The organism is Actinomadura nitritigenes, from assembly GCF_017573545.1.
Lineage (GTDB): Bacteria > Actinomycetota > Actinomycetes > Streptosporangiales > Streptosporangiaceae > Spirillospora > Spirillospora nitritigenes.
In genome coordinates this window covers 204,541-224,820 of record NZ_JAGEOK010000001.1, presented here as the reverse complement: position 1 = coordinate 224,820, position 20,280 = coordinate 204,541, and the positions used below count along the sequence as shown (strand labels likewise).

General features: G+C 75.3%; 16 protein-coding genes. 7 read left to right on the top strand and 9 right to left on the bottom strand.

What is annotated here, in order from left to right; translation table 11 throughout:
• Positions 1-52 precede the first annotated feature (52 nt).
• Entirely contained in the window at positions 53-1,156 is a 1,104-nt protein-coding gene (locus J4557_RS00880) for a S1 family peptidase (protein ID WP_208264358.1), read from the bottom strand.
• A gap of 333 nt (positions 1,157-1,489) precedes the next feature.
• Between J4557_RS00880 and J4557_RS00875 the strand changes: the two genes are divergently transcribed.
• The 4 genes from J4557_RS00875 to J4557_RS49130 all read left to right on the top strand — a co-directional run bounded on the left by J4557_RS00875 (position 1,490) and on the right by J4557_RS49130 (position 5,454).
• On the top strand, positions 1,490-2,482 hold the full coding sequence (locus J4557_RS00875) for an ABC transporter ATP-binding protein (RefSeq protein ID WP_208264357.1): 993 nt from the start codon (positions 1,490-1,492) through the stop codon (positions 2,480-2,482).
• A 68-nt stretch (positions 2,483-2,550) separates the two neighbouring features.
• The gene (locus tag J4557_RS00870) at positions 2,551-3,504 is read left to right on the top strand and encodes an ornithine cyclodeaminase family protein (RefSeq protein WP_208264356.1); all 954 of its coding nucleotides are present in this window, start codon (positions 2,551-2,553) and stop codon (positions 3,502-3,504) included.
• 88 nt (positions 3,505-3,592) lie between these two features.
• Positions 3,593-4,393, top strand: coding sequence for an SDR family oxidoreductase (locus J4557_RS00865; RefSeq protein ID WP_208264355.1), 801 nt, complete (start codon positions 3,593-3,595; stop codon positions 4,391-4,393).
• Positions 4,390-5,454 (top strand): NAD(P)H-dependent amine dehydrogenase family protein, encoded by a 1,065-nt coding sequence (locus J4557_RS49130; RefSeq protein ID WP_208264354.1) that lies wholly within the window; start codon positions 4,390-4,392, stop codon positions 5,452-5,454. Before J4557_RS00865 ends, J4557_RS49130 begins: the two co-directional genes overlap by 4 nt.
• A 40-nt stretch (positions 5,455-5,494) precedes the next feature.
• Here J4557_RS49130 and J4557_RS00855 read toward each other — a convergent pair whose 3' ends face one another.
• The 7 genes from J4557_RS00855 to J4557_RS00825 form a co-directional block, all read right to left on the bottom strand.
• Entirely contained in the window at positions 5,495-6,361 is an 867-nt protein-coding gene (locus J4557_RS00855; protein WP_208264353.1) for a nitroreductase/quinone reductase family protein, read from the bottom strand.
• 359 nt (positions 6,362-6,720) lie between these two features.
• On the bottom strand, positions 6,721-9,684 hold the full coding sequence (locus tag J4557_RS50665) for a helix-turn-helix transcriptional regulator (protein WP_208264352.1): 2,964 nt from the start codon (positions 9,682-9,684) through the stop codon (positions 6,721-6,723).
• Between the two features lie 75 nt (positions 9,685-9,759).
• The gene (locus J4557_RS00845; protein ID WP_208264351.1) at positions 9,760-11,259 is read right to left on the bottom strand and encodes a class I adenylate-forming enzyme family protein; all 1,500 of its coding nucleotides are present in this window, start codon (positions 11,257-11,259) and stop codon (positions 9,760-9,762) included.
• Positions 11,256-12,476, bottom strand: a complete 1,221-nt coding sequence (locus tag J4557_RS00840; RefSeq protein ID WP_208264350.1) for a cytochrome P450 family protein — start codon at positions 12,474-12,476, stop codon at positions 11,256-11,258. Before J4557_RS00840 ends, J4557_RS00845 begins: the two co-directional genes overlap by 4 nt.
• A complete protein-coding gene (locus J4557_RS00835) occupies positions 12,473-13,579 on the bottom strand; it encodes an NAD(P)/FAD-dependent oxidoreductase (protein WP_208264349.1) in 1,107 nt (368 codons plus the stop codon). The genes J4557_RS00840 and J4557_RS00835 overlap by 4 nt, the downstream gene beginning before the upstream one ends.
• Complete coding sequence (locus tag J4557_RS00830) at positions 13,576-14,520, bottom strand: cucumopine synthase-related protein (RefSeq protein ID WP_307799247.1); 945 nt, start codon at positions 14,518-14,520, stop codon at positions 13,576-13,578. Before J4557_RS00830 ends, J4557_RS00835 begins: the two co-directional genes overlap by 4 nt.
• 261 nt (positions 14,521-14,781) lie before the next feature.
• Positions 14,782-16,026: a glycosyltransferase gene (locus tag J4557_RS00825; RefSeq protein WP_208264347.1), complete on the bottom strand. Its 1,245-nt coding sequence runs from the start codon at positions 16,024-16,026 to the stop codon at positions 14,782-14,784.
• Between the two features lie 169 nt (positions 16,027-16,195).
• On the opposite strand from J4557_RS00825, the gene J4557_RS00820 reads away from it, so the two are divergent.
• A complete protein-coding gene (locus tag J4557_RS00820) occupies positions 16,196-16,870 on the top strand; it encodes a histone deacetylase (RefSeq protein ID WP_208264346.1) in 675 nt (224 codons plus the stop codon).
• Complete coding sequence (locus J4557_RS00815) at positions 16,857-17,306, top strand: peroxiredoxin (RefSeq protein WP_208264345.1); 450 nt, start codon at positions 16,857-16,859, stop codon at positions 17,304-17,306. The genes J4557_RS00820 and J4557_RS00815 overlap by 14 nt, the downstream gene beginning before the upstream one ends.
• Before the next feature lie 42 nt (positions 17,307-17,348).
• Here the strand turns inward: J4557_RS00815 and J4557_RS00810 are convergent, their stop codons facing one another.
• On the bottom strand, positions 17,349-18,995 hold the full coding sequence (locus tag J4557_RS00810) for a CocE/NonD family hydrolase (protein ID WP_307799245.1): 1,647 nt from the start codon (positions 18,993-18,995) through the stop codon (positions 17,349-17,351).
• 148 nt (positions 18,996-19,143) lie between these two features.
• Here J4557_RS00810 and J4557_RS00805 point away from each other — a divergent pair, with 148 nt between their 5' ends.
• Complete coding sequence (locus J4557_RS00805; RefSeq protein ID WP_243775079.1) at positions 19,144-20,241, top strand: mechanosensitive ion channel family protein; 1,098 nt, start codon at positions 19,144-19,146, stop codon at positions 20,239-20,241.
• Positions 20,242-20,280 lie beyond the last annotated feature (39 nt).

Below are 20,280 nucleotides of genomic sequence, written 5' to 3'. Positions count from 1 at the left end.
CGGCGCGCCGCCCTCATGAGGCGCCTCATGAGGGCGGCACACCGGACGGGGGTCAGTAGATCGAGACGCCGAAGGCGCTCAGCGCGGCCGTGACGGGCTGGAAGAACGTCGTCCCGCCGGACGTGCAGTTGCCGCTGCCGCCGGAGGTGAGCCCGAGCGCGCTCGACCCGGCGAACAGCGAGCCGCCGCTGTCGCCCGGCTCGGCGCACACCGTGGTGCGGATCAGGCCGCTTACGCTGCCCTCCTGGTAGTTCACCGTCTGGTTGAGCGCGGTGACGCTGCCGCTGTGCAGGCCGGTGGTGCTGCCGCTGCGGTACACGGTCTGGCCGACCGTGGCGTTCGCGGCGCCGGTGATGTCGCGGGTGCCGCTGCTGTAGAGGCTGACGGAGCCCTGGGTGTCGGCGGGGGTGGAGGTGTACTGGACGAGCCCGTAGTCGTGTCCGGGGAACACGCTGCGGACGGTGCGGCCGAGCGTGCGGCCGGACGAGTCGGTCCAGGTCGTGCCGATGTTGGTGCAGTGCCCGGCCGTGAGGAAGTAGTAGGTGCTTCCGCTGCGGACGTTGAAGCCCAGCGAGCAGCGCGCGCCGCTGGTGTAGATGGCCTCGCCGCCGCGGGTGAACGTGCGGAACGCCCCGGCGACGCGCTCGGTGCGGACGGCCGCGCCCTGCTTGGCGGCGGCGGCCTTCACCTTCTTCAGCGCGGCGCCCTTGACGGTGCCGTCCATGGTGAGGACGACCTGGTCGGTGGCCGGGTCCGCGGCCCAGGCGGTGCCGGGGACGGTCGCGTCGCGCTTGAGCGCGGCCATGACCTTCTTCAGGTCGGCGCCGCTGCGCGCGACGGTCTTCGGCACTGCGCCGGCGGCGCGGACGGCCCGCGCGGACGCGGCGTCGGTCACCGTGACGACCAGCCGGCCTCCGTTCAGGTAGGAGCCGGCGGTGTGCGAGCCGAGCCGCTGCGCGAGCGCCGCGGCCACCGCGCCCTGCCCGGCCGCGGTGCTCGCGGCCGACGCGCGGCCGGTGGCGGACGCGGTGGACGCTGCGGACGCGGCGGACGGGGACGCCGCGTGCGCGGTGGGGACGCCGGCCAGGGCGGTCGCCAGCAGCCCGGTCGCCGTCAGCGTGACGGCGCCGCCGATGCGTGCGTGACGGATCTTCACTGTGCCTCCAGGGGGGAGCGGGCGCACCCGTGTGGTGCACCGGAGGTTCCGCACATCGTGGAAGAAGCGTCATTGGGGACGAAAGGGAAGAAAGTGCCTAAGTGCCGGTGATCGTCTTGTCACCATGGGTGCGCGCCCCCGGTCGCGGGCGCGAGAGCGGCGCGCCCGCCGGGCGCGCGGGACCGGCGGCCGGGCGGCGGCCCCGGCCGCGGCTGGACGCGGCGTCCAATGGGCCTCCCCGTGCGGCGCTCCGCGTCGTACAGTCGAGGCGGCGGGGGACCGGACATATGACGCGGATCCCCCGCCCCCCGGTTCCCCGGCACGGGAGTGCCCATGGGAGTCGAGATCCGGGTGGAAGGGCTGAAGAAGTCGTTCGGGCGGCAGGTCATCTGGGAGGACGTGTCGCTCACCGTCCCGGCGGGCGAGATCTCCGCGCTGCTCGGGCCGTCCGGCACCGGCAAGTCGGTGTTCCTGAAGAACCTCGTCGGGCTGCTGCGCCCGGACCGCGGCCATGTCTACGTCGGCGGCGGCGACGTCCCCCGGCTCGCCGAGGGACGGCTGTACGAGATGCGCCGCCATTTCGGCGTGCTGTTCCAGGACGGCGCCCTGTTCGGCTCCATGAACATCTTCGACAACATCGCGTTCCCGCTGCGCGAGCACACGAAGAAGGGCGAGTCGGAGATCCGCCGCATCGTGCTGGAGAAGATGGAGATGGTGGGGCTCACCGGCTCCGAGCACAAGCTGCCCGGCGAGATCTCCGGCGGCATGAAGAAGCGCGCCGGGCTGGCCCGCGCGCTGGTCCTCGACCCGGACATCATCCTCGCCGACGAGCCGGACTCCGGCCTGGACCCGGTCCGCACCGCCTACCTGAACCAGCTGTTCGTCGACCTCAACGCCGAGATGGGCGCGACGTTCCTGATCGTCACGCACGACATCGGCACCGCCCGCGTGCTGCCCGACAACCTCGGCCTGCTGTTCCGCCGCGGGCTGGTGATGTTCGGCCCGCGCGAGATGGTGCTGTCCAGCACGCATCCGGCGGTCAACCAGTTCTTCAACGCCCGCCGGGAGGGCCCGATCGGGATGGCCGAGGAGAAGGACGTCGCCGACGTCGAGAGCGAGGCGCACGTCCCGCAGGCGATGCCGGGGCCGATCCCGCCGCAGCTGATGCCGAGCGACGGCCGCGTCCGGCCCGGGATGCGCCGGCCGGGCGACTGGCTGCGCCGGCACGGTGTCGCCCCGCCGCCCGGTTCGTTCATCGACGGCCAGGGCAATGACTGGCTGAACGGATGGGACGAGCTCACCGCGGCCCACCGCCGTCCGGAGTGACGTGCGGGGCGGGCGCGACCCGGGCGGCCCGGGTGACACGGTCGGGGCGAGGGCGGGAGAATGATCCGGTGACACTGCTTCTGTCCCGTTCCGAACTGGAATCGCTGCTCGACCCGGCCGAGTGCCTCGACGCGCTGCGCCGCGGCTTCACCTCCGCCGAGGACGGGACCGCGCCGCGGCGCGTCGTGACGAAGGTTCCGGGGCAGGGCACCGCCACGGCGCTGCTGCCCGGCGTGGTGGAGGAGATCCCCGCCTACACGGTGAAGGTGAACGCCAAGTTCCCGGGATCGCGGCCCGCGCTGCGCGGCGTGGTGTGCCTGTTCGACCTCGGCACCGGCGAGCTGCTCGCGCTGCTGGACTCCGCCACCGTCACGGCGTGGCGCACCGGCCTCGCCGCCGCGCTCGGCACGCACGCGCTGGCCCGTCCCGCCGCCGACACCGTCGCGGTCATCGGCGCGGGCGCGCAGGCCGAGCTGGTGATGCGGGGGCTGGCCGAGCTGCGGCCGCTGCGCGGGCTGGCCGTCTGCGACCTGGACGCCGAGCGCGCCGCCGCGTTCGCCGGGCGGCACGGCGAGCGGCTCGGCGCCGAGCCGTCCGTCGCCGCCGACCCCCGCGACGCGGTCCGGGGCGCGGGGATCGTCGTCGTCGCGACGTGGGCGCGCCGCCCGCTGCTGCACGCCGCCGACGTCGCGCCGGGCACCCACGTCACCTCGCTCGGCGCGGACGAGCCCGGGAAGGCCGAGCTGGGCGCCGACCTGCTGGAGGGCGCCCGCGTGGTGGTCGACGACGTGCCGCTCGCGGTCGAGATGGGCGTGCTCGCGGGCGCCGGCCTGGACGTCAAGCACGCCGCCGGGACGCTGCGCGACCTGCTGCTCGGCGAGGTGCCGGGGCGGGTGAAGGACGGCGAGGTGACCGTGTACGCGCCGGTCGGCCTGCCGTGGCAGGACCTCGCGCTGAGCTGGACGGCCTACCGGGCCGCCCGCGCGGCGGGGGCGGGCCGGGAGATCGACCTCCTGGCGTGACCGGACCGCCGCGGGCAGCGTATTGAAACAGGTTCTAGTTTCTGTCTAGGCTGGGCGGGCACGGGCGAGCGACCGGGAGGTGACGCCGGTGATCCAGGACCGGTTCCGAATCGATGGCAGGGTCGCGGTGGTGACCGGGGCGGGGCGCGGGATCGGCGCGGCGGCCGCGGTGGCGCTCGCCCAGGCGGGCGCCGACGTCGTGGTCTCCTCCCGCACCGAGGAACAGCTGCGCAAGGTGGCCGCGGAGATCGAGGCGGCCGGCCGCCGCGCCCTGGTCGTCCCCGCCGACCTCAGCGCGCCGGACGCGGCGGCCGATCTCGCCGTCCGCGCCGTCGAGGGCCTCGGCCGCCTCGACATCGTGGTCAACAACATGGGCGGCACCATCCCGAACGCCTTCCTGGACACCACGCCGAAATACCTCGAGAACGCGTTCCAGTTCAATGTCAGCACCGCGCACGCGCTGACCCGCGCCGCCGTGCCGCACATCCTGGAGTCGGCCACCGCGTCCGCGCCGGGCGCCGTCGTCAACATCTCCTCGGTCATGGGACGGGTCGCCGGGCGCGGCTACCTCGCCTACGGCACCGCCAAGGCCGCGCTCGCCCACTACACCCGGCTCGCCGCCACCGACCTCGCGCCGCGGATCCGCGTCAACGCGGTCGCCGTCGGGTCCGTCGCCACGTCCGCGCTCGACATCGTCATGACCAACGACGCGCTGCGCACGCAGATGGAGGAGAGCACCCCGCTCGGCCGCATCGGCGACCCCGAGGACGTCGCCGCGGCCGCCCTGTACCTCGCCTCGCCCGCGTCCGCCTACGTCACCGGCAGCCTGCTGCGCGTCGACGGCGGCATCGACGTCCCGAACCTCGACCTCGGCCTGGAGGACCTGTGACGTACCGCGTCGTCCAGTGGAGCACCGGCAACGTCGGCCGGCACGCGATCGCGGGCATCGACGCCCGCCCCGACCTGGAGCTCGCCGGGGTGTGGGTGTCCAACCCCGCCAAGTACGGGAAGGACGCCGGGGAGCTGGCCGGGCTCGGCCGCTCCCTCGGCGTCGCCGCGACCGGGTCGGAGGAGGAACTGCTCGCGCTACGGCCCGACTGCGTCGTCTACACCTCGATGGCCGACGTCCGGCTGATGGAGGCGATCGACGACCTGTGCCGCATCCTGCGCGCCGGGGTCAACGTCGTGTCCAGCAGCCCGGTGTTCCTGCAGTTCCCCGACGGCGTCGTCCCGCCGGAGATGTCCGATCCGGTGCGGGAGGCGGCGGAGGCGGGCGGCGCGTCGCTGTTCGTCAACGGCATCGACCCCGGCTTCGCCAACGACGCGCTGCCGCTCGCCGTCACCGGCATCAGCGAGCGGATCGACCAGGTCCGCTGCATGGAGATCCTCAACTACGCCACCTACGACCAGGGCACCATCCTGTTCGACGTCATGGGGTTCGGCCGGTCCCTGGACGAGACGCCGATGCTGCTCCAGCCCGGCGTGCTGACGATGGCGTGGGGCAGCGTCGTCCGGCAGCTCGCCGCCGGGCTCGGCGTGGAGCTGGACGAGGTCACCGAGCACCACACCCGGCTGCCCGCCCCGGAGACGTTCGACGTCTCCGCCGGGACGGTCGAGAAGGGCACCGCCGCCGCGCTGCGCTTCGAGGTGCGCGGGATGCGCGGCGGCGAGCCCGTGCTCGTCCTGGAGCACGTCACGCGGCTGCGCGACGACCTCGCCCCGGACTGGCCGCAGCCCGCCGGGGCCGGCTGCTACCGGGTCGAGGTGCGCGGCGAACCGGACTACACCGTCGACCTCCAGCTGCTCGGCGGCGACGGCGACCACAACACCGCGGGGCTGAAGGCGACCGCGATGCGGCTGGTCAACGCGGTGCCCGCGGTCGTGGCGGCGCCGCCCGGCCTGCTCACCGCGCTCGACCTGCCGCCGATCAGCGGCCGCGGCCTGCTCTGATCCGCCGGACGGCGGGCGCGGGGCGCGGTGCCGCTCCGGCCTACCGCGCGGCGGCGTTCAGGACCGGGACGAGCACGTCCTCCTCCCGGTCCAGGTGCGCCTCCAGGTCGGCGGTGAGCCGGTCGACGTCGGCGGCGAGCGCCGCCCGGTCGGGCGCTGCGGCGGCGAGAAGGGCGCGCAGGCGGTCCACGATCGCCTTGATCCCCTCGTGCTCCTCGCGCATCCGCGCCAGCGCCGGCGCCAGTTCGGGACGGTCCCGCTCGACGCCGGGGAACAGCATCAGGTCCTCGCCCGCGTGGTGGTTGCCGAGTCCCTGGCAGAGCACCAGGCAGTTCACGCGGAGCTGCGCACCGAGCCCCGGCCCGGACGCGGCGACCTCCGCGCGGATCCGGCGCAGCTCGTCGCGGAACGCGTCGTGCACCGCGACGAGCATGTCGCCGGGGCGCTCCGGGCCCGGCGGCGGCCCCTCCGTGGTCTGCACCAGCGCGACGACCGGCAGCGTCCGGCCCGACCTCGCCTCGTACTCCGCCCAGCCGGGGTCGCTCTCCGCGGCCCGCGCGAACGCCCGGTCGCGCTCGTCGCCCTCCAGGACGACCGCGTCCGCCTCGTACGCGAACGCTCCGCTCTCGACCGTCACGCGCGGGTTCGCGACGAGGTTGCGGAACCACGCGGGGTGCTTCGGCGAGCCGCCCGCGGACGCGATGACGAGGACGCGCCCGACACCGTCCGGCAGGTAGCCGAGCGGCGTGGTGTGCGGGGCGCCCGACCGCGCCCCGGTGGTGGTCAGCAGGAGCAGCCGGCCGCCCTCGAACGGGCCGCCGACGCGGCCGCCGTTCGCGCGGAACTCCTCGATGACCTGCTTGTTGAAATCCATTCTGCGGTGGTCGTCCTCTCTGTTTTCGGGCATGGCGAATCGACTGTGGAAGGGGAATGGGCGCAGGCCGGGGAACGGCATGCGAAACGGCGCACGCGGCGGCACGCGAGAAAGGCGTGCGTGAAACGGCGTGCGGAAACGGCACGCTGAACGGCGTGCTCGGCAAGAGGGGGTCCGCGTCCGGCGGCGCCCGCGCGGGCAGGCCGCTGACGTGCCGCTATGCGGAAGGAAAGGAAGAAAGGGGAAGGGCAGGGCGGGCCGCGCACCCGCCTCCGGCTCACTCGGAGGCCGGGTGCCTCACTCGCTCGTGGCCCATGGCCGACCCGGCAGTCACGGAAGTGAATCTACTCAAGCCGCGCGCATTTCTCAAGTGCGGTTTCCGGGCCCCTTTTTCACAATCCCTCGCGGAGGGCGAGCGCGGCGGCCTGGGTGCGCCCGCTGACGTTCAGCTTGGCGAGGATGTTGGAGACGTGCACGCTCGCCGTCTTCGGGGAGATGAACAGCGCCGCCGCGATCTCCCGGTTGTTGCGTCCCTCGGCGACCAGCTTCAGCACCTCCCGCTCCCGCGCGGTGAGCGCGGCGAACGGCCCGGCCGGGCCGGGGGAGGCGGGGGAGGCGGCCCGTCCGGTGTCGAGCCGGGCGCGGGCGCCGAGGTCGCGGAGCGCCCCCAGCAGCGGCGCCGCGCCGAGCCGCTCGGCCGCCGCGACCGCCCGCCGCCACTCCTCGGCGGCCGCGTCCCGGTCGCCGTTCTCGGCGAGGGCCTCCGCGAGACGCCACCGGGACCGCGCCACCTCGTACACGAACCCGCCGTCCGGATCGCCGTAGGTGAACAGGTCCGCGGCCCTGCGCCACAGGTCCACGTCGTGCACGCCGTCGAGGCGCCGCCGCTCCGCCTCGACGCGGGCCAGCCAGGCGTGCCCCTCGACGCCGAGCCACGCGCGGGGCCATCCGTCGGAGGTGGTCGTCGCGGCGCGGCGGGCCCGTTCGAGCAGGTCGTCGCCCGCCTCCGTCGCGGCGCGGACCGTCTCCCCGTCCCCGGCGGCGCGGGCGCGGGCCGCCCGCTCGGCGTGCGCCCACAGGCCGATCGCCGCGATGCGGACGACGGGGACCTCCAGGTTGTAGATGCTCTCCCGCAGGGTCCGCTCGATGTGCCCGGCGGCGGCGTCGGGGTCGCCGTTCCAGAGCGCGTGCTCGGCGGCCAGGCCGCGGGCGACGTAGTTGAGGAACGCGTCCCGCTCCCACAGCGGCTCGATCCAGCGCAGCCGCTCCGCCACCGCCGGGCTGCCCTGCGCGACCTCGGTGAACAGCGCGTACGCCGACACCTGCGCCTCCGGTGCCCGCGCCACCCGGACGCCGAACTCGGCGGCGAGCCGGTCCGCCTCCGCCCAGTCCCCGGTGGTGTAGTGGATCAGGTACCGCAGGCAGCGCAGCACCGTCCCGTAGGTGCTCCAGCCGAGCCCGGCGTCCATCGTCCACTTCACGGCCTCGTCGGCCGCGGCGGTGGCGCCGGCGAGGTCGCCGCGGTCGAACTTCGTCCGCGCGTGGTGGAACGCGGCGCGCAGGGCGACGACCTCGCGGCCGCCCTCCAGCGCCAGGTCGCGGGCCCGCGCGAACACCTCGACCACGTCCGGGTCGGCCTCCCGCGACTCCCGGAACACCCCGAGCGTCACCAGCAGGCTCGCCTCGGCGCCGGTGGCGCCGGTGGCGCGCGCCAGCTCGATCGCCTCCTCCGCGACCGCGGGCATCTCGCCGTGCTCGTCCCGGTACAGCAGCGTGCGGGCGTAGGTGGACAGGGCGGCGGCGCGCTGGGGCCGCGGCGGGTCCGGCGGCAGCATCGCCACCGCGGCGCGGGCCATCTCCAGCGACTCGTCGTCCTCGTCGACGTCGGAGAGGTACTCGGCGAGCCGGTCCCGGATCCGGGCGCCGAGCACCACGTCCGCGGGGTCGGCGAGCTCCAGCAGGCGCCGCAGCCGGGAGATCGCGCGGCGCTGCTCGCCCGCCCGCCCCGACGTGCGGACCGTGTCGAGCGCCAGGCCCATCCGGTCGGTGCCGGACGCGCCCTCCGGGTCCGGCACCGCCTCCCACAGCTCCAGGGCCCGGTCGTAGTGCTCGAACGCCTCGTCGGGCGCGCCGAGCCGCTCGGCCTCCCGGCCCGCCCGCACCGACGCGGCGAACGCGGTCGGCAGGTCGTGCGCGGCGAGGCTGTGGTGCGCCAGCTCCGCGGCCGACCCGCGCCGCCCGTCCGGCGGGGCGCCGGGGCCCGCGCCGAGCAGCCGGGCGAAGTCGGCGTGCAGCCGGGTCCGCTCGCCGGGCAGCAGGTCGGCGTAGACGGCCTCGCGCAGCAGCGCGTGCCGGAAGGTGTACCCGGTGCCGGCCGGGACGAGCAGCTGGTGCGAGACGACCTCGCGCAGCGCCTCCCCGACCGCGGCCTCGTCCAGGCCCGCCGCCCGCCGGACCAGCTCGTCGTCGATGCGGCGGCCGGCCACCGCGGCGACCCGCACGACCCGCTGCGCGCCCTCCGACAGCCGCTCGACCCGCGACAGCAGCAGGTCCGCGAGCCCGGCGGGCAGGTCCTCGCCGGTGCTCTCCGCCGAGTACAGCTCGGCGGCGTAGAACGCGTTGCCCTCCGAGCGGCGGTGCACCCGGTCGACGGTGTCGGCGGTGACCGCCGAACCGCCGCCCGCGAGCCCGGCCAGGTACTCGGCGGTCTCGGCCGGCCCGAACGGGCGGACCTCGACCGCGGTCACCGTCGGCAGCCGCAGCAGCTCGGCCACCACCGGCCGCAGCGGGTGCCGGCGGTGCAGGTCGTCGGAGCGGTACGTGCCGACGAGGCAGACCCGCTCGCGCGACAGCACCCGGCTGAGGAAGATCAGCAGGTGCCGCGTCGACCGGTCGGCCCAGTGCAGGTCCTCCAGGACGAGCAGGACGGGCCGGTCCCGGCCCTCGGTGCGCGCGCCCAGCTCGCCGAGCAGCCCGAGCACCGCGCCGAACAGCTGCTGCTGGCCGAGCTCGGACGCCGCGTCCGGGGCGCCCTCGCCGTCCGGGAGCAGCCGCCGCAGCACCGGGCGGGACTCCAGCGCCGCGCGCACGCCGGCCGCCTCGGGGGCCGTGCCGCGCGACGCGGTCCACAGCGCGTCCGCCAGCGGCAGGTACGGCATGCTCTCGCCCAGCTCGGCGCACTGCCCGACCAGCACGGCGCAGTCCCGATCGCGGGCGGCGGCGGTGAGCGCGGACACCAGATGCGTCTTGCCGACGCCGGCGTCGCCGCTGACCAGCACCACGGCGGCGCCGCCCGCGGCGGCCCGGTCGAGCGCGCCGGTCAGCTCCGCCAGCTCGGCGGTCCTGCCGATCAGCACTCAGCCGCCCCTTTCCGTCATCCCGCACACTATCCCAGCGGAACGGATGAACCGCCTCGCGCGGCCCCGGGCCGGCTACACGGCGGCGCCCGGGCCCGCGGCGAACCGGGAGGCCAGCGCCGCCTTGTCGGGCTTGCCGCCGGGCGTGCGGGGCAGCTCGTCGATCTCCCACAGGTGCCGCGGCTCGCACCGGTCGCCGAGCGTCCGGCCGACGAGCGCGCGCAGCCCGTCGAGGTCGACGCGCCGGCCGTCCCGCGCCACCACGGCCCCCGCCAGGACGGGCCCGGCGGCGTGGGGGAGCGCGAACACGGCGGCGTCCAGGACGGCCGGATGGCCGGTGAGGACGTGCTCGATCGGGTGCGCGTACAGGCCGCCGGGGAGCCGGTCCTCGGCCCGGTCGAGCAGGAACAGGTACCCGTCGCCGTCCATCCGGCCGACGTCGCCGGTGCGGGCCCACCCGTCCCGGACCGCCGCGGCGGCGCGCGCCGGGTCGTCCACGTAGCCGTGCATCCGCTGCGGCGAGCGCGCCCACACCTCGCCGACCTCGCCGGGCGGCAGGTCCGTCCCGTCCGGGGCGCGGACGCGCAGCTCCACGCCCGGCGCGGCGCGCCCCACCGACATCAGCAGTTCCGGCCGGGCGTGGTCGCGGGGCTCCAGCACGGTCAGGAACCCGCTCTCGGACGTCCCGTAGTTCTGCATCAGCAGCGGCCCCAGCCGCCCGGCCGCCCGCGCCGTGCGGGCGGGCACGGCGGCGGCGCCCCCGTAGACGATCAGGCGCAGGCTCGTCAGGTCGGCGGGCGCGTCCTCCAGATGCTCGGCGAGCGCGTAGAGGTCCACCGGACGGCCGCCCATCAGGTGCGTCGCGGCCTCCCGCTCGATCGCCGCGGCGATGTCCTCCGGCGGCCCGTCCGGCTCCAGGATCGCGGTGCCGCCGCCCGCCATCGTCCACAGTGCGAACAGTTTCCGCAGGTAGCCAGCGCGTGGGGTGACCAGCAGCCGCCACGGAGGCGGCCCGAACATGGCCTGCGCGGCGGCCAGGTGCGCGGCCTCGGTCCGGTGCGCGTACGCCACGATCTTGCTCGCGCCGGTCGTCCCGCTGCTGAACGTCACGAAGGACACGCCGCCGGGATCGGCGGGGTGCGGCTCGCCGACCGGCCCGGCCGCCGGCGGGCGGAACAGCTCGCCGTCCAGCGGCTGCCGGACCCGCATCGGCCAGGCCGCCAGCAGCGGCCGCACGTCGTCGCGCCGGTCGGGCGCGTACAGCAGGACCGACGCGTCCAGCGCCCGCAGCGCCCGCACGGCGACCTCGACCGGCACGCCGCTCCACAGCTGGACGAACGGGCATCCGAGGGCGATCGCGGCGATCCGCCCGAGCAGCGACTCGGTCCCGGCGCCGTACAGGCACGCGATCGTGTCGCCGGGGCGGACGCCGCGTCCGGCCAGCCGGGCGACGGCGGCCGACACCATCTCCAGGACGTCGTCGCCCGACAGCCGCAGCCCGCCGTCCACCAGCGCCTCGCGCGGGCCGGCGGTCCGCAGCCCGTCCAGCAGCGCGGGCCCGAGCCCGGCGGTCACCGCGCCCGCCCGCCGAGCAGCACCGGCAGGGACGTCGTGCTGACCGCGAGCACCGACGGCACCGGGCGCAGCTCGTCCTCCGCCGCCGCGAGCGCCATGCCGGGGAACGCCGCGAACAGCGCCTCCAGCGCGACCTCGCCGACGAGCCTGCCGAGCGGGGCGCCGAGGCAGAAGTGCGGGCCGTGCCCGAACGACAGGTGCGGCGGCGCGTCCGACGACAGGTCGAACCGCGCGGCGCGCCCGCCGTACCGCTCCGGATCGCGCCCGACCGAGGCGAAGCAGGCCAGGACGGCCTCGCCGCGGCGCACCGTGATGCCGCAGATCTCCACGTCCCGCGTCGCGTACCGCATGGGGAAGTGGCGCAGCGGCGGCTCCAGCCGGAGCGCCTCCTCCACCGCCGCGCTCCACGGCCGGGCGCCCGAGCGCAGGAGGGCGAGCTGGTCCGGATGGGCCAGCAGCAGCCGCACCGCGTTGGTGATCAGGTTGACGGTCGTCGCGTGGCCCGCGACGTACACCTCCTGGACGGTGTCGAACACCTCCTCGGCGGTCAGCTCCCGACCCTCCAGCGCGACCAGCTCGCTGATCAGGTCGCCGGCCGGGTTCCGGCGCCGCTCGTCGACGACCTCGCGGATCACCGCGTCCCGCGCGGTGCGCGCGCCGGTCAGCTCGTCCGCGGCGCCCCGGGTGGTGGCGAGCACGTGCCCGTGCTCATGCAGGACCGGGCGCCGGTCGCGCGGGATGCCCATGATGTCGGAGATGACGTCGCAGGGCAGCGGGTAGGCGAACTCGCGCCGCAGGTCGGCCGGGCCGGGCGGCAGCGCCGCGAGCCGGTCGAGGTGGTCCGCGGTCACCGCCTCCGCACGGGGCCGCAGCGCGGCGATCCGGCGCGCCGAGAACAGCGGCGACAGCGGGCCGCGCAGCCGCCGGTGCTCCGCGCCCTCGGCGTTGAGCATCGTCCGGGCCAGCACGACCTGCGCCAGCGTGCCGGTCGGGCACAGCGACCGCCGGCCCTCCGCCGACCAGTGCCGGACGTCCCGGGACAGGTCCGGATGGGCGAGGACGGCCTCCAGCGCCGAGTACCGCGCCGCCGCCCACGCCCGCACCCCCTCGATCTCGACCGGCACCAGCGCCCCCGCCTCCCGCAGCCGCTCGTTGTCCCCGTGCACGTCCGGTGTCGCCGGATCGAGGACGAAACGGGCGGGCTCCAGGGCCGTCACGTCCGCTCCGGGACCGCGGCGAGCCGTGCGGCGTCGATGTCGGGGGTGCGGCCGGAGTACAGGTCGCGGACCAGCTCCCCGGCGGCCGGCGCCGTGCACAGCCCGTGCCCGGAGAACCCGGCCGCGTACAGGAACGGGATCGGGCCCGGCAGCCGCCCGATGAACTCGGTCCGGTCGGGGCTGGCGTCGCGGACGCCGGTGAAGGCCGTCCGCACCTCCGCCCCGGCCAGCGCCGGGTACACCTCCGCCAGCCGCTCGCGCACCCGCGCCCGCCACCCGTCCCGGTCCGCGCCCGGGCACCCCATGCCGACCAGCAGCCCGTCCCCGCGCTTGCGGACGAGCAGGCCGCTCGCCGCGTGCAGCGTCATCGGGACGTCCGGCACCGGGACCCCGGACGGCGGCCGCCCGCACGCCAGCAGCTCCTGCTCGACCGGGTCGCCGAGCGGCAGCTCCACCCCGGCGGAGCGGGCCAGCGGCGCCGACCAGGCCCCGGCCGCGCAGACGACGGCGTGCGCGGCGAGCGGCCCGTCGCCGGTGTCGAGCCGCCCGGCCTCGATGTCGACCGCCTTGACCGGGCAGCCCGTCCGCAGCTCCGCGCCCGCCCGCCGGGCCGCCTCGGCGAACCCGCCGACGATCGCCGCGGTGTCCGTGACGTACGCGTCCGGCGACCACGCCGCCGCGACCAGCGGGACGTCGCCGAGCAGCGGGTTGCGGCGCCGCGCCTCGTCCGCGCCGATCAGCTCGACCTCGACGCCTGCGGCGCGCTGCGCGGGCAGGTCCGCCTCGCACGCCGCGGCCTGCTCCGCCTCGCCGAACAGCACCAGGTAGCCGACCCGCCGCAGCGGGACCGCGGTCCCGGCCCGGTCCGCGAACGCCCGGTACGCGGCGAGGCTCCGCACCGCCATCGCCGAGGCGACCGGATTGCCGGGGAAGTAGGTGCGGACGACGTCCGCGGTCGCCCGCGACGCGCCCGAGCCCAGCTCGTCCCGCTCCAGCAGCACGGTCCGGACGCCCGCCTCCGCCAGATGGCACGCGGCCGACAGGCCGACGACCCCGCCGCCGATCACGACGGCCGGGTCCGCCGGCCGGTGCGGGCGGCTCACGGCGCGGCCTCGGCCTGCCGCAGATGGTCGCCGACGTTCCACGGGAACAAGTGCAGGTTCCAGCCGCCCAGGCAGTTCACGTACAGCGCCATGTGCGCCATCACCGCGGCGAAGTCCTGCCGCCTGTCCAGCCGGTCCAGGCCGTCGAGCAGCCGCTCGGTGAACGCGCCGAGCTTCTCCAGCCCGCAGTAGGCGAGGAACTCGGCCGGAACCGCGATCAGCGCGCGGGCCATCCGCCGCAGCGGCTCCAGCGGCACCCCCTCGTGCGCCGCCCGGACCAGGCCGCTGTAGGCGTTGTACCCCAGCGGACGCGTCTCGCCGTTGACGAACAGCAGCGTCGTCAGGACGGTCCCGTGCGTCCCGGCGCGCGACGCGATGCGGCCGTCGTGCAGGTCGACCAGCTCCTGCGGCGCGTCCAGCCAGATCCGCTCCGTCTCCGCGTGCACGTCGGCGACCAGCGCGTCCATCTCCGGGTCGGCGGCGGCGAGGCGCGGCACCCGGTGCCCGCCCGGTTCACCGGCGCGCCGCACCTCCGCGACGACCGGCTTCTTGGTCGAGTACACCGACTCCCACACGGCCCGCCCCGCGTCGGTCAGCGCGTCCAGGTCCCCTTCCGCGACCCGCCCGATCGGCGTCGCCGCCATCGGCTCGGTCAGCTCCCCGTACTTGATGCCGAGATGCTGGAGCCGCGAGCAGAACAGGGTGCCGTCCGGGACCGTCCGGCGGTCCACCCGGTGCGCGGCGGGCAGGTGCAGCACGTCGTGCACGGGCGCGACGTGGTAGAGGTGATGCCCGGCGATGAGGGCGTGCCCCTGCAGGCTCCGGTACGGCAGCGCGTCCCAGATCGCGTCGGTCAGGGCGGCGTTGCGTTCGTCGAGGTCGGCGGCGACGGTGACGCCCAGCACGGGCCACCCGATCTCAATGCGTCTCAGTGTGTTCACAGTGTGTGGCCATACCCTGACCTGCGAAAACATGCTCAGAGGGCGATGGTCGAGTGCCCGGGCCGTCGCGCGAGCGCGCCATCTGACCGGTGGGGGCGAAGCCGGAGGCGAGCCCCCACCGGGAAGCTCGCGAAGCGAGTTCGCGCTCGCCCAAGCCCGGTCAGCGGGCGAGCCGCCAGGCGAGCCCGCTGGGCCGGGATTGCATGAGCAGGCCCCGGATCCTTGGGGGGAGGGATCCGGGGCCTTGCGGTGGCGGAGGCGTCAGCCGGCGAGCGCCGGGACCCGCTCGGTCTCGCTCTCCACCTCGTCCTCGGGGACGGGCTCGGGCTCAGGGACGGGCAGCACCCGCTCGTAGGCACGGAGCGTCTCGGCCGCGATCCGGTCCCACGAGTACCGGGACCGGGCGCGGTCGGCGGCGGCGATCGAGTAGCCGTGCAGCGTGGTCTCCTCGCCGAGGAGCCGGCGCACCGCGCGGCCGATCACGGTCGGCCGCCCGGCGGGCACGTGCAGGCCGGTGATCTTGTCGAGCACCTCGTCGGTGTTGGCGCCGACGGGCGTCGCCACCACCGGAACGCCGCAGGCCATGGCCTCCAGCGGCACCGCCGGGGACGGCTGCGCCGGGGTCAGGGACAGCACGAGGCTGGCGGTGCGCAGCAGCTTCGGCAGCGACTTGCGGGGGAGGCGGCCGAGGAAGATGACGCGGTCGGCGACGTGCAGCTCCTTGGCCAGCATCATCAGCCGGTGCACCATCGGGTCGTTCTCGAGGTCCTCGCGGGCGGGCCCGCCGGCCACGGCCAGCTCGGCGCCCGGGACGTGCACCAGCGCGCGCAGCGCGGTCGCCACGTCGCCGGACTGGAGGTCGTCGCAGACCATCACCAGCCGGTCCCGGTCGCCGTGGGGCATCGCCGGGCCGGTCTGCGCGAAGTGGTCGGCGTCGACGGCGTAGGGGACCACCGCGACCGACGGCCGCGGGACGCCCATCCGCACCACGGAGCCCGCCTCCTCGGCGTGCCCGGCCAGCACCACGTCGGCGCCGCGGCCGATCGCCTTCTCCAGCCGGTCGCGGTGCGGGTGCACCTGGCGTCCGGCGCGCCGCTCGGAGGCGGCGACGCCGTGGTAGCTCTGCGCGAAGGGGATGCCGAGCTCGCGGGCGACGGCGCAGGCGGCGAGGCCGCCGATCCAGCCGTGCGCGTGCACGAGGTCGGGGCGTCCGCCGCCGGACCAGCGGCGGCGCAGCTCGTCGGCGAAGTCGCGGACGTGCTCGAGCAGTTCGTCGTCGGTCAGGGGGCGCGCCGGGCCGGCGTCCAGGTGGACGAGGGTCGCGCCCGGTCCGAGGCGGACCCGGCCGCGGGCGTCCTCGTCCTGGCGCCGGGCGTAGACCGTGACCTGGTGGCCCGCGTCCGTGCGGGCGAGTGAACGGGCGAGATCCCGGACGTGGACTGACTGCAGGTGTTCGCCGTCAAGGTCGGAGGCGGACACGAGAGCGATGTTCAGCGTGCGGTGCATGACGTATCCTCCGGGACTACACAGGGGAAGCCTGGAGGTATCTGCGTCGTAGACACCTGACTCGCAGGAATCTATTTCCGGACGCTCTCCCCGTCAAACCTCGCGAATCGGAACGCTCTCCCCATCGCGCCCCCTCCAGGGCCTCTCACCAGCGTGGATACTGGAAGGGATGGACGAAAGTTCCCTCTGGTACGTCGCGTACGGCTCGAACCTGTTCCGCGCGAGGTTCGCCTGCTACCTGTCCGGCGGGCGGCCCGCCGGCGGCGCCCGGCACTACACCGGCTGCCGCGACCCGCGCCCGGCGCGCACCGAGCTGCCGGTGACACTGCCCGGCGGCGTCTACTTCGCGCTGACGTCCCGGGTGTGGGGCGGCGGCATGGCCTTCTACGACCCGGCTCTGCCCGGCCGCGCCGCCGCCCGCGCCTACCTGCTGACCCGCTCGCAGTTCTGCGACGTGGTGTCGCAGGAGATGCGCCGCGGCGTGGGCGCCGACCACGACCTGTCGGAGGCGGTCGCGCACGGCCGCCAGCGCCTCGGCCCCGGCCGCTACGAGACGGTCGTCAGGGTCGGCGAGCGCGGCGGCCACCCGATGCTGACCTTCACCGCGCCGCACCCCTCGTCCGCCGCCGCGCTGAACGCGCCGACCGCGCCGTACCTCACCATGCTCGGCAACGGCCTGCGCGAGGCGCACGGCTGGTCCGCGGACCGCGCCGCCGCCTACCTCGCCGCCCGTCCCGGCGCCTCCGGCGCCTGGGACCGGGACCGCGTCGCCGCGCTCCTCGGCCCGCCCCGCCCTCCCGCCGGCGCTGCGGGAGGGCTACGTTCGTCCCATGAACGTCGGTGACGTCGTTGACGACTTCGAACTGCCCGACCAGACGGGCGAACCGCGGACCCTGACCGGCCTGCTGGAGCAGGGCCCGGTCGTCCTGTTCTTCTACCCCGCCGCGATGACGCCCGGCTGCACCGCCGAGGCCTGCCACTTCCGCGACCTCGTCGCCGAGCTCGCCGAGGTCGGCGCCCATCCCGTCGGCGTCAGCGCCGACCCCGTCGCCAAGCAGAAGGAGTTCGCGGAGAAGAACTCCTTCGCCTACCCGCTGCTGTCGGACCCGGAGGGCACGGTCCGCGCCCGTTTCGGCGTCAAGCGGGGCCTGGGCGTGCTCCCCACCAAGCGCCAGACCTTCGTCATCGACACCGACCGCCGCGTCCTCGCCGTCGTCAAGAGCGAGATCCGCATGAACACGCACGCCGACAAGGCGCTGGAGGCGCTCCGCTCCCGCTGACCCGCGGCGCGCCGCCATCGCCCGCCCGCGGCGCTCCGCGGGTCAGCGGAGGGGGATGACCGGGAGGACGATCGCGCTCGGGTGGTCCGGCGTGTGCAGGACCTCCTGGTCGGCGGTGAGCATCTCGGTGGCGGTGCCGATGGGCGCGCCGGTGCCGGGGTTGCGGGCGACGCGGGGGTAGGCGCCGCTGGCGACCTGCACGCGGACGCGGTGCCCGCGGCGGAAGCGGTGCCCGGCGGGCCACAGCTCGACGGTGACGCGGCGGACGCCGTCCTCGCCGGGCTCGGGCGCGCCGGGGACGAGCCGCCGCATGCCCTCGCACAGGTTGAGGGACTCGCCGTCCGGGGTGACGTCGCAGAGCCGGACGACGAAGTCGGTGTGCTCGCGGTTCGACCGGACGTGCAGGTCCGCGGTGACCGGGCCGATGATCTCCAGGTCCTCGTCCAGCACGGGCGAGGTGTAGACGAGCACGTCGCGGCGGCGTTCGAGCCGTCGCTGGTCGGTGACGGGATGGGTCTCGCCGAGCAGGGTCGGCCCGCCGAGGAACGGCGTCGGGTGCTCTGGGTCGTACCGGTAGGCGTCGGGCTCGGACTCGGGCGGCTCGCCCGGGGAGAGGGCACCGGCCGGCTGCAGGTGCCAGCGCTGCTCGCGCATCCCGGGGACGGGCCAGTCGGGGAACTCGCGCCACTCGTCCGCCCCGGTGACCAGCAGCCGGACGGGCTGCTCCCGCAGGCCGGACGGGTCGTCGAGCAGGTGCGCGCGGAACCACTCGACGGACTCGTGCACGGAGCCGCGCATCATCCGCTGGTCGGCGTGGAACCAGGGGCCGATGGTGAGGTAGGGGCGGTGCCCGGCGGCGCGGAGCGCGGCGTAGTCCTTGAGCTGCCACGGCAGGAAGATGTCGTACCAGCCGCCGGTCATGTTCACCGGCGCGCCGACCCGGGAGACGGTGGGGCTGAAGTCGCGCTTGTCCCAGAACGGGGTGTCGGGGCCGTTGACCAGGAGCTCCTGGAAGAAGCGCTGCTGCTCGCCGGTCGCGATCCGGTCGAGTTCGGCGAGCGGGCGGCCCGACAGCGCGGCGCGGCGGGCGCGGCGCGGCGACATGATGCCGGTGGTGATGCCGGACAGCGAGTTCTTCATCCGCGCGGTGAGGTCGACCCAGATGAGCGCCGACTCCAGCGCGAAGGTGCCGCCGACGTTGACCGCGTCGCGGAAGGTGGACGCGGTGACCTGCATCGACAGGGCCTTCAGCTCGGGACCGGCCTCGGCGGCGACCGCCCACTGGACGTAGCCGAGGTAGCTCGGGCCGTGCATCGCGAAGGTGCCGCCGAACCACGGCTGCTCCTTCAGCCACGCGATGGTGGCGAGGCCGTCCTCGCGCTCGTCGAGCGCCTCGAAGACGCCGCCGGAGCCGAAGCCGCCGCGCACGCTCTGCACCACGGCCTGGAAGCCGTGTGAGGCGAACGCCTGCCCGCACATCAGGCCGAACGGCCCGCGCCGCCCGTACGGCGAGCGGACGAGCACGACGGGCGCGCGCTCGACGTCGGCGGGCGCGTAGCGGTCGGCCAGCAGCGCGACGCCGTCGTCGGCGCGGACCTCCAGGTCGCGGTCGACCGTCACCTTGTGGGGGCCGTTCCGCAGTCCGAGCGCCGTGACCCCGAGCCGGCGCATCCTCTCCACGCCTACCACTTGATCGATCGTATCCGGCGGGTGACGGGAACCCCGCTGTGAGGTGTCTCGCAGAATTGCGAGGTTTCACTACGATCGAGGGCGGTTTGCGGCAAGGATTGCGCACTGCCGGACCACGGGCGGCGCGGGGCCGCCCTGAGGAGGAACGATGCACCACGCCTTCCACGGGGTGAGCTGGGAGCGGCTGGTCGCCGCCACCGTCGTGATGGTGGCGGCGCTCGCGATCGCAGTCGTGCTGCGGATGCTGACCGCCAGGCTGTTCCGCCGGGCGGGGGACACCCGCTGGGCCTGGGACGACCTGGCGGCGCGGCTGGTGCGGGACCTGGCGGTGCCGGTGGCGCTGCTCACCGGGGCGTGGTTCGCGGCGAAGACGCTGAGGCTGCCGCACGGCACGCTGCTGGTGACGGGGCGGGTGCTGTCGGCGGCGACGATCCTGGTGTTCTCGCTGGCGCTGGCCCGGATGATCGCGGGGGTCGTCACCTCGGTCGCGTCGATCCGGCAGGGCACCGCCGCGAACGTGACGATCTTCGCGAACATCACCCGGGTGCTGGTGATGGGCATCGGCATCCTGATCATGCTGCAGAGCCTCGGCATCTCGATCACGCCGCTGCTCGGCGCGCTGGGCGTCGGCGGCCTCGCGGTCGCGCTGGCGCTGCAGGACACCCTGGCGAACCTGTTCGCGGGGGTGCACGTGCTCGCGTCCAAGACGATCGAGCCGGGCGACTACATCAGGCTGGCCACCGGGCAGGAGGGGTACGTCGTCGACATCAACTGGCGCAACACCTCGATCCGGACGCTGTCGGACAACATCGAGGTCATCCCGAACCAGCGGTTCAGCGACACGATCCTCACCAACTACCACCGCCCGGCGCAGGACATGTCGGTGATGGTGTACGCCAAGGTGGCCTATGACGTGGACCTCGACCGGGTGGAGGGGCTCCTGGTCGAGGTCGGCAAGGACGTCATGCGCGACGTGCAGGGCGGCATCGAGGACGCGAACGTGCTGGTGCGGTTCGACGACTTCAACGACTCGACCGTCGGTTTCCACGTCATCCTGCGCTCCACCGAGTTCGGCGACCAGTTCGAGATCAAGCACCAGTTCCTCAAGCGGTTGCACCGCGTGCTGCGCGAGGAGGGCATCGCGCCGCCGTACTGGCACCACCGCGTGGTCGTGGACGAGGCGGCGCGCGGGAACGAGGCGGCGCGCAAGGGCGAGAGGGCGCGCAAGGACGAGATGGCGCTCTGAGCCGGTCTGAGCCGCGCCGGCCCTGACGCCGGGCCCGGC

Coding starts and splice junctions, on each gene's coding strand:
- J4557_RS00875 (WP_208264357.1), top strand. CDS start 1,490: ATGGGAGTCGAGATCCGGGTGGAAGGGCTGAAGAAGTCGTTCGGGCGG.
- J4557_RS00855 (WP_208264353.1), bottom strand. CDS start 6,361: ATGCCCGAAAACAGAGAGGACGACCACCGCAGAATGGATTTCAACAAG.
- J4557_RS00825 (WP_208264347.1), bottom strand. CDS start 16,026: ATGCACCGCACGCTGAACATCGCTCTCGTGTCCGCCTCCGACCTTGAC.
- J4557_RS00820 (WP_208264346.1), top strand. CDS start 16,196: ATGGACGAAAGTTCCCTCTGGTACGTCGCGTACGGCTCGAACCTGTTC.
- J4557_RS00815 (WP_208264345.1), top strand. CDS start 16,857: ATGAACGTCGGTGACGTCGTTGACGACTTCGAACTGCCCGACCAGACG.
- J4557_RS00805 (WP_243775079.1), top strand. CDS start 19,144: ATGCACCACGCCTTCCACGGGGTGAGCTGGGAGCGGCTGGTCGCCGCC.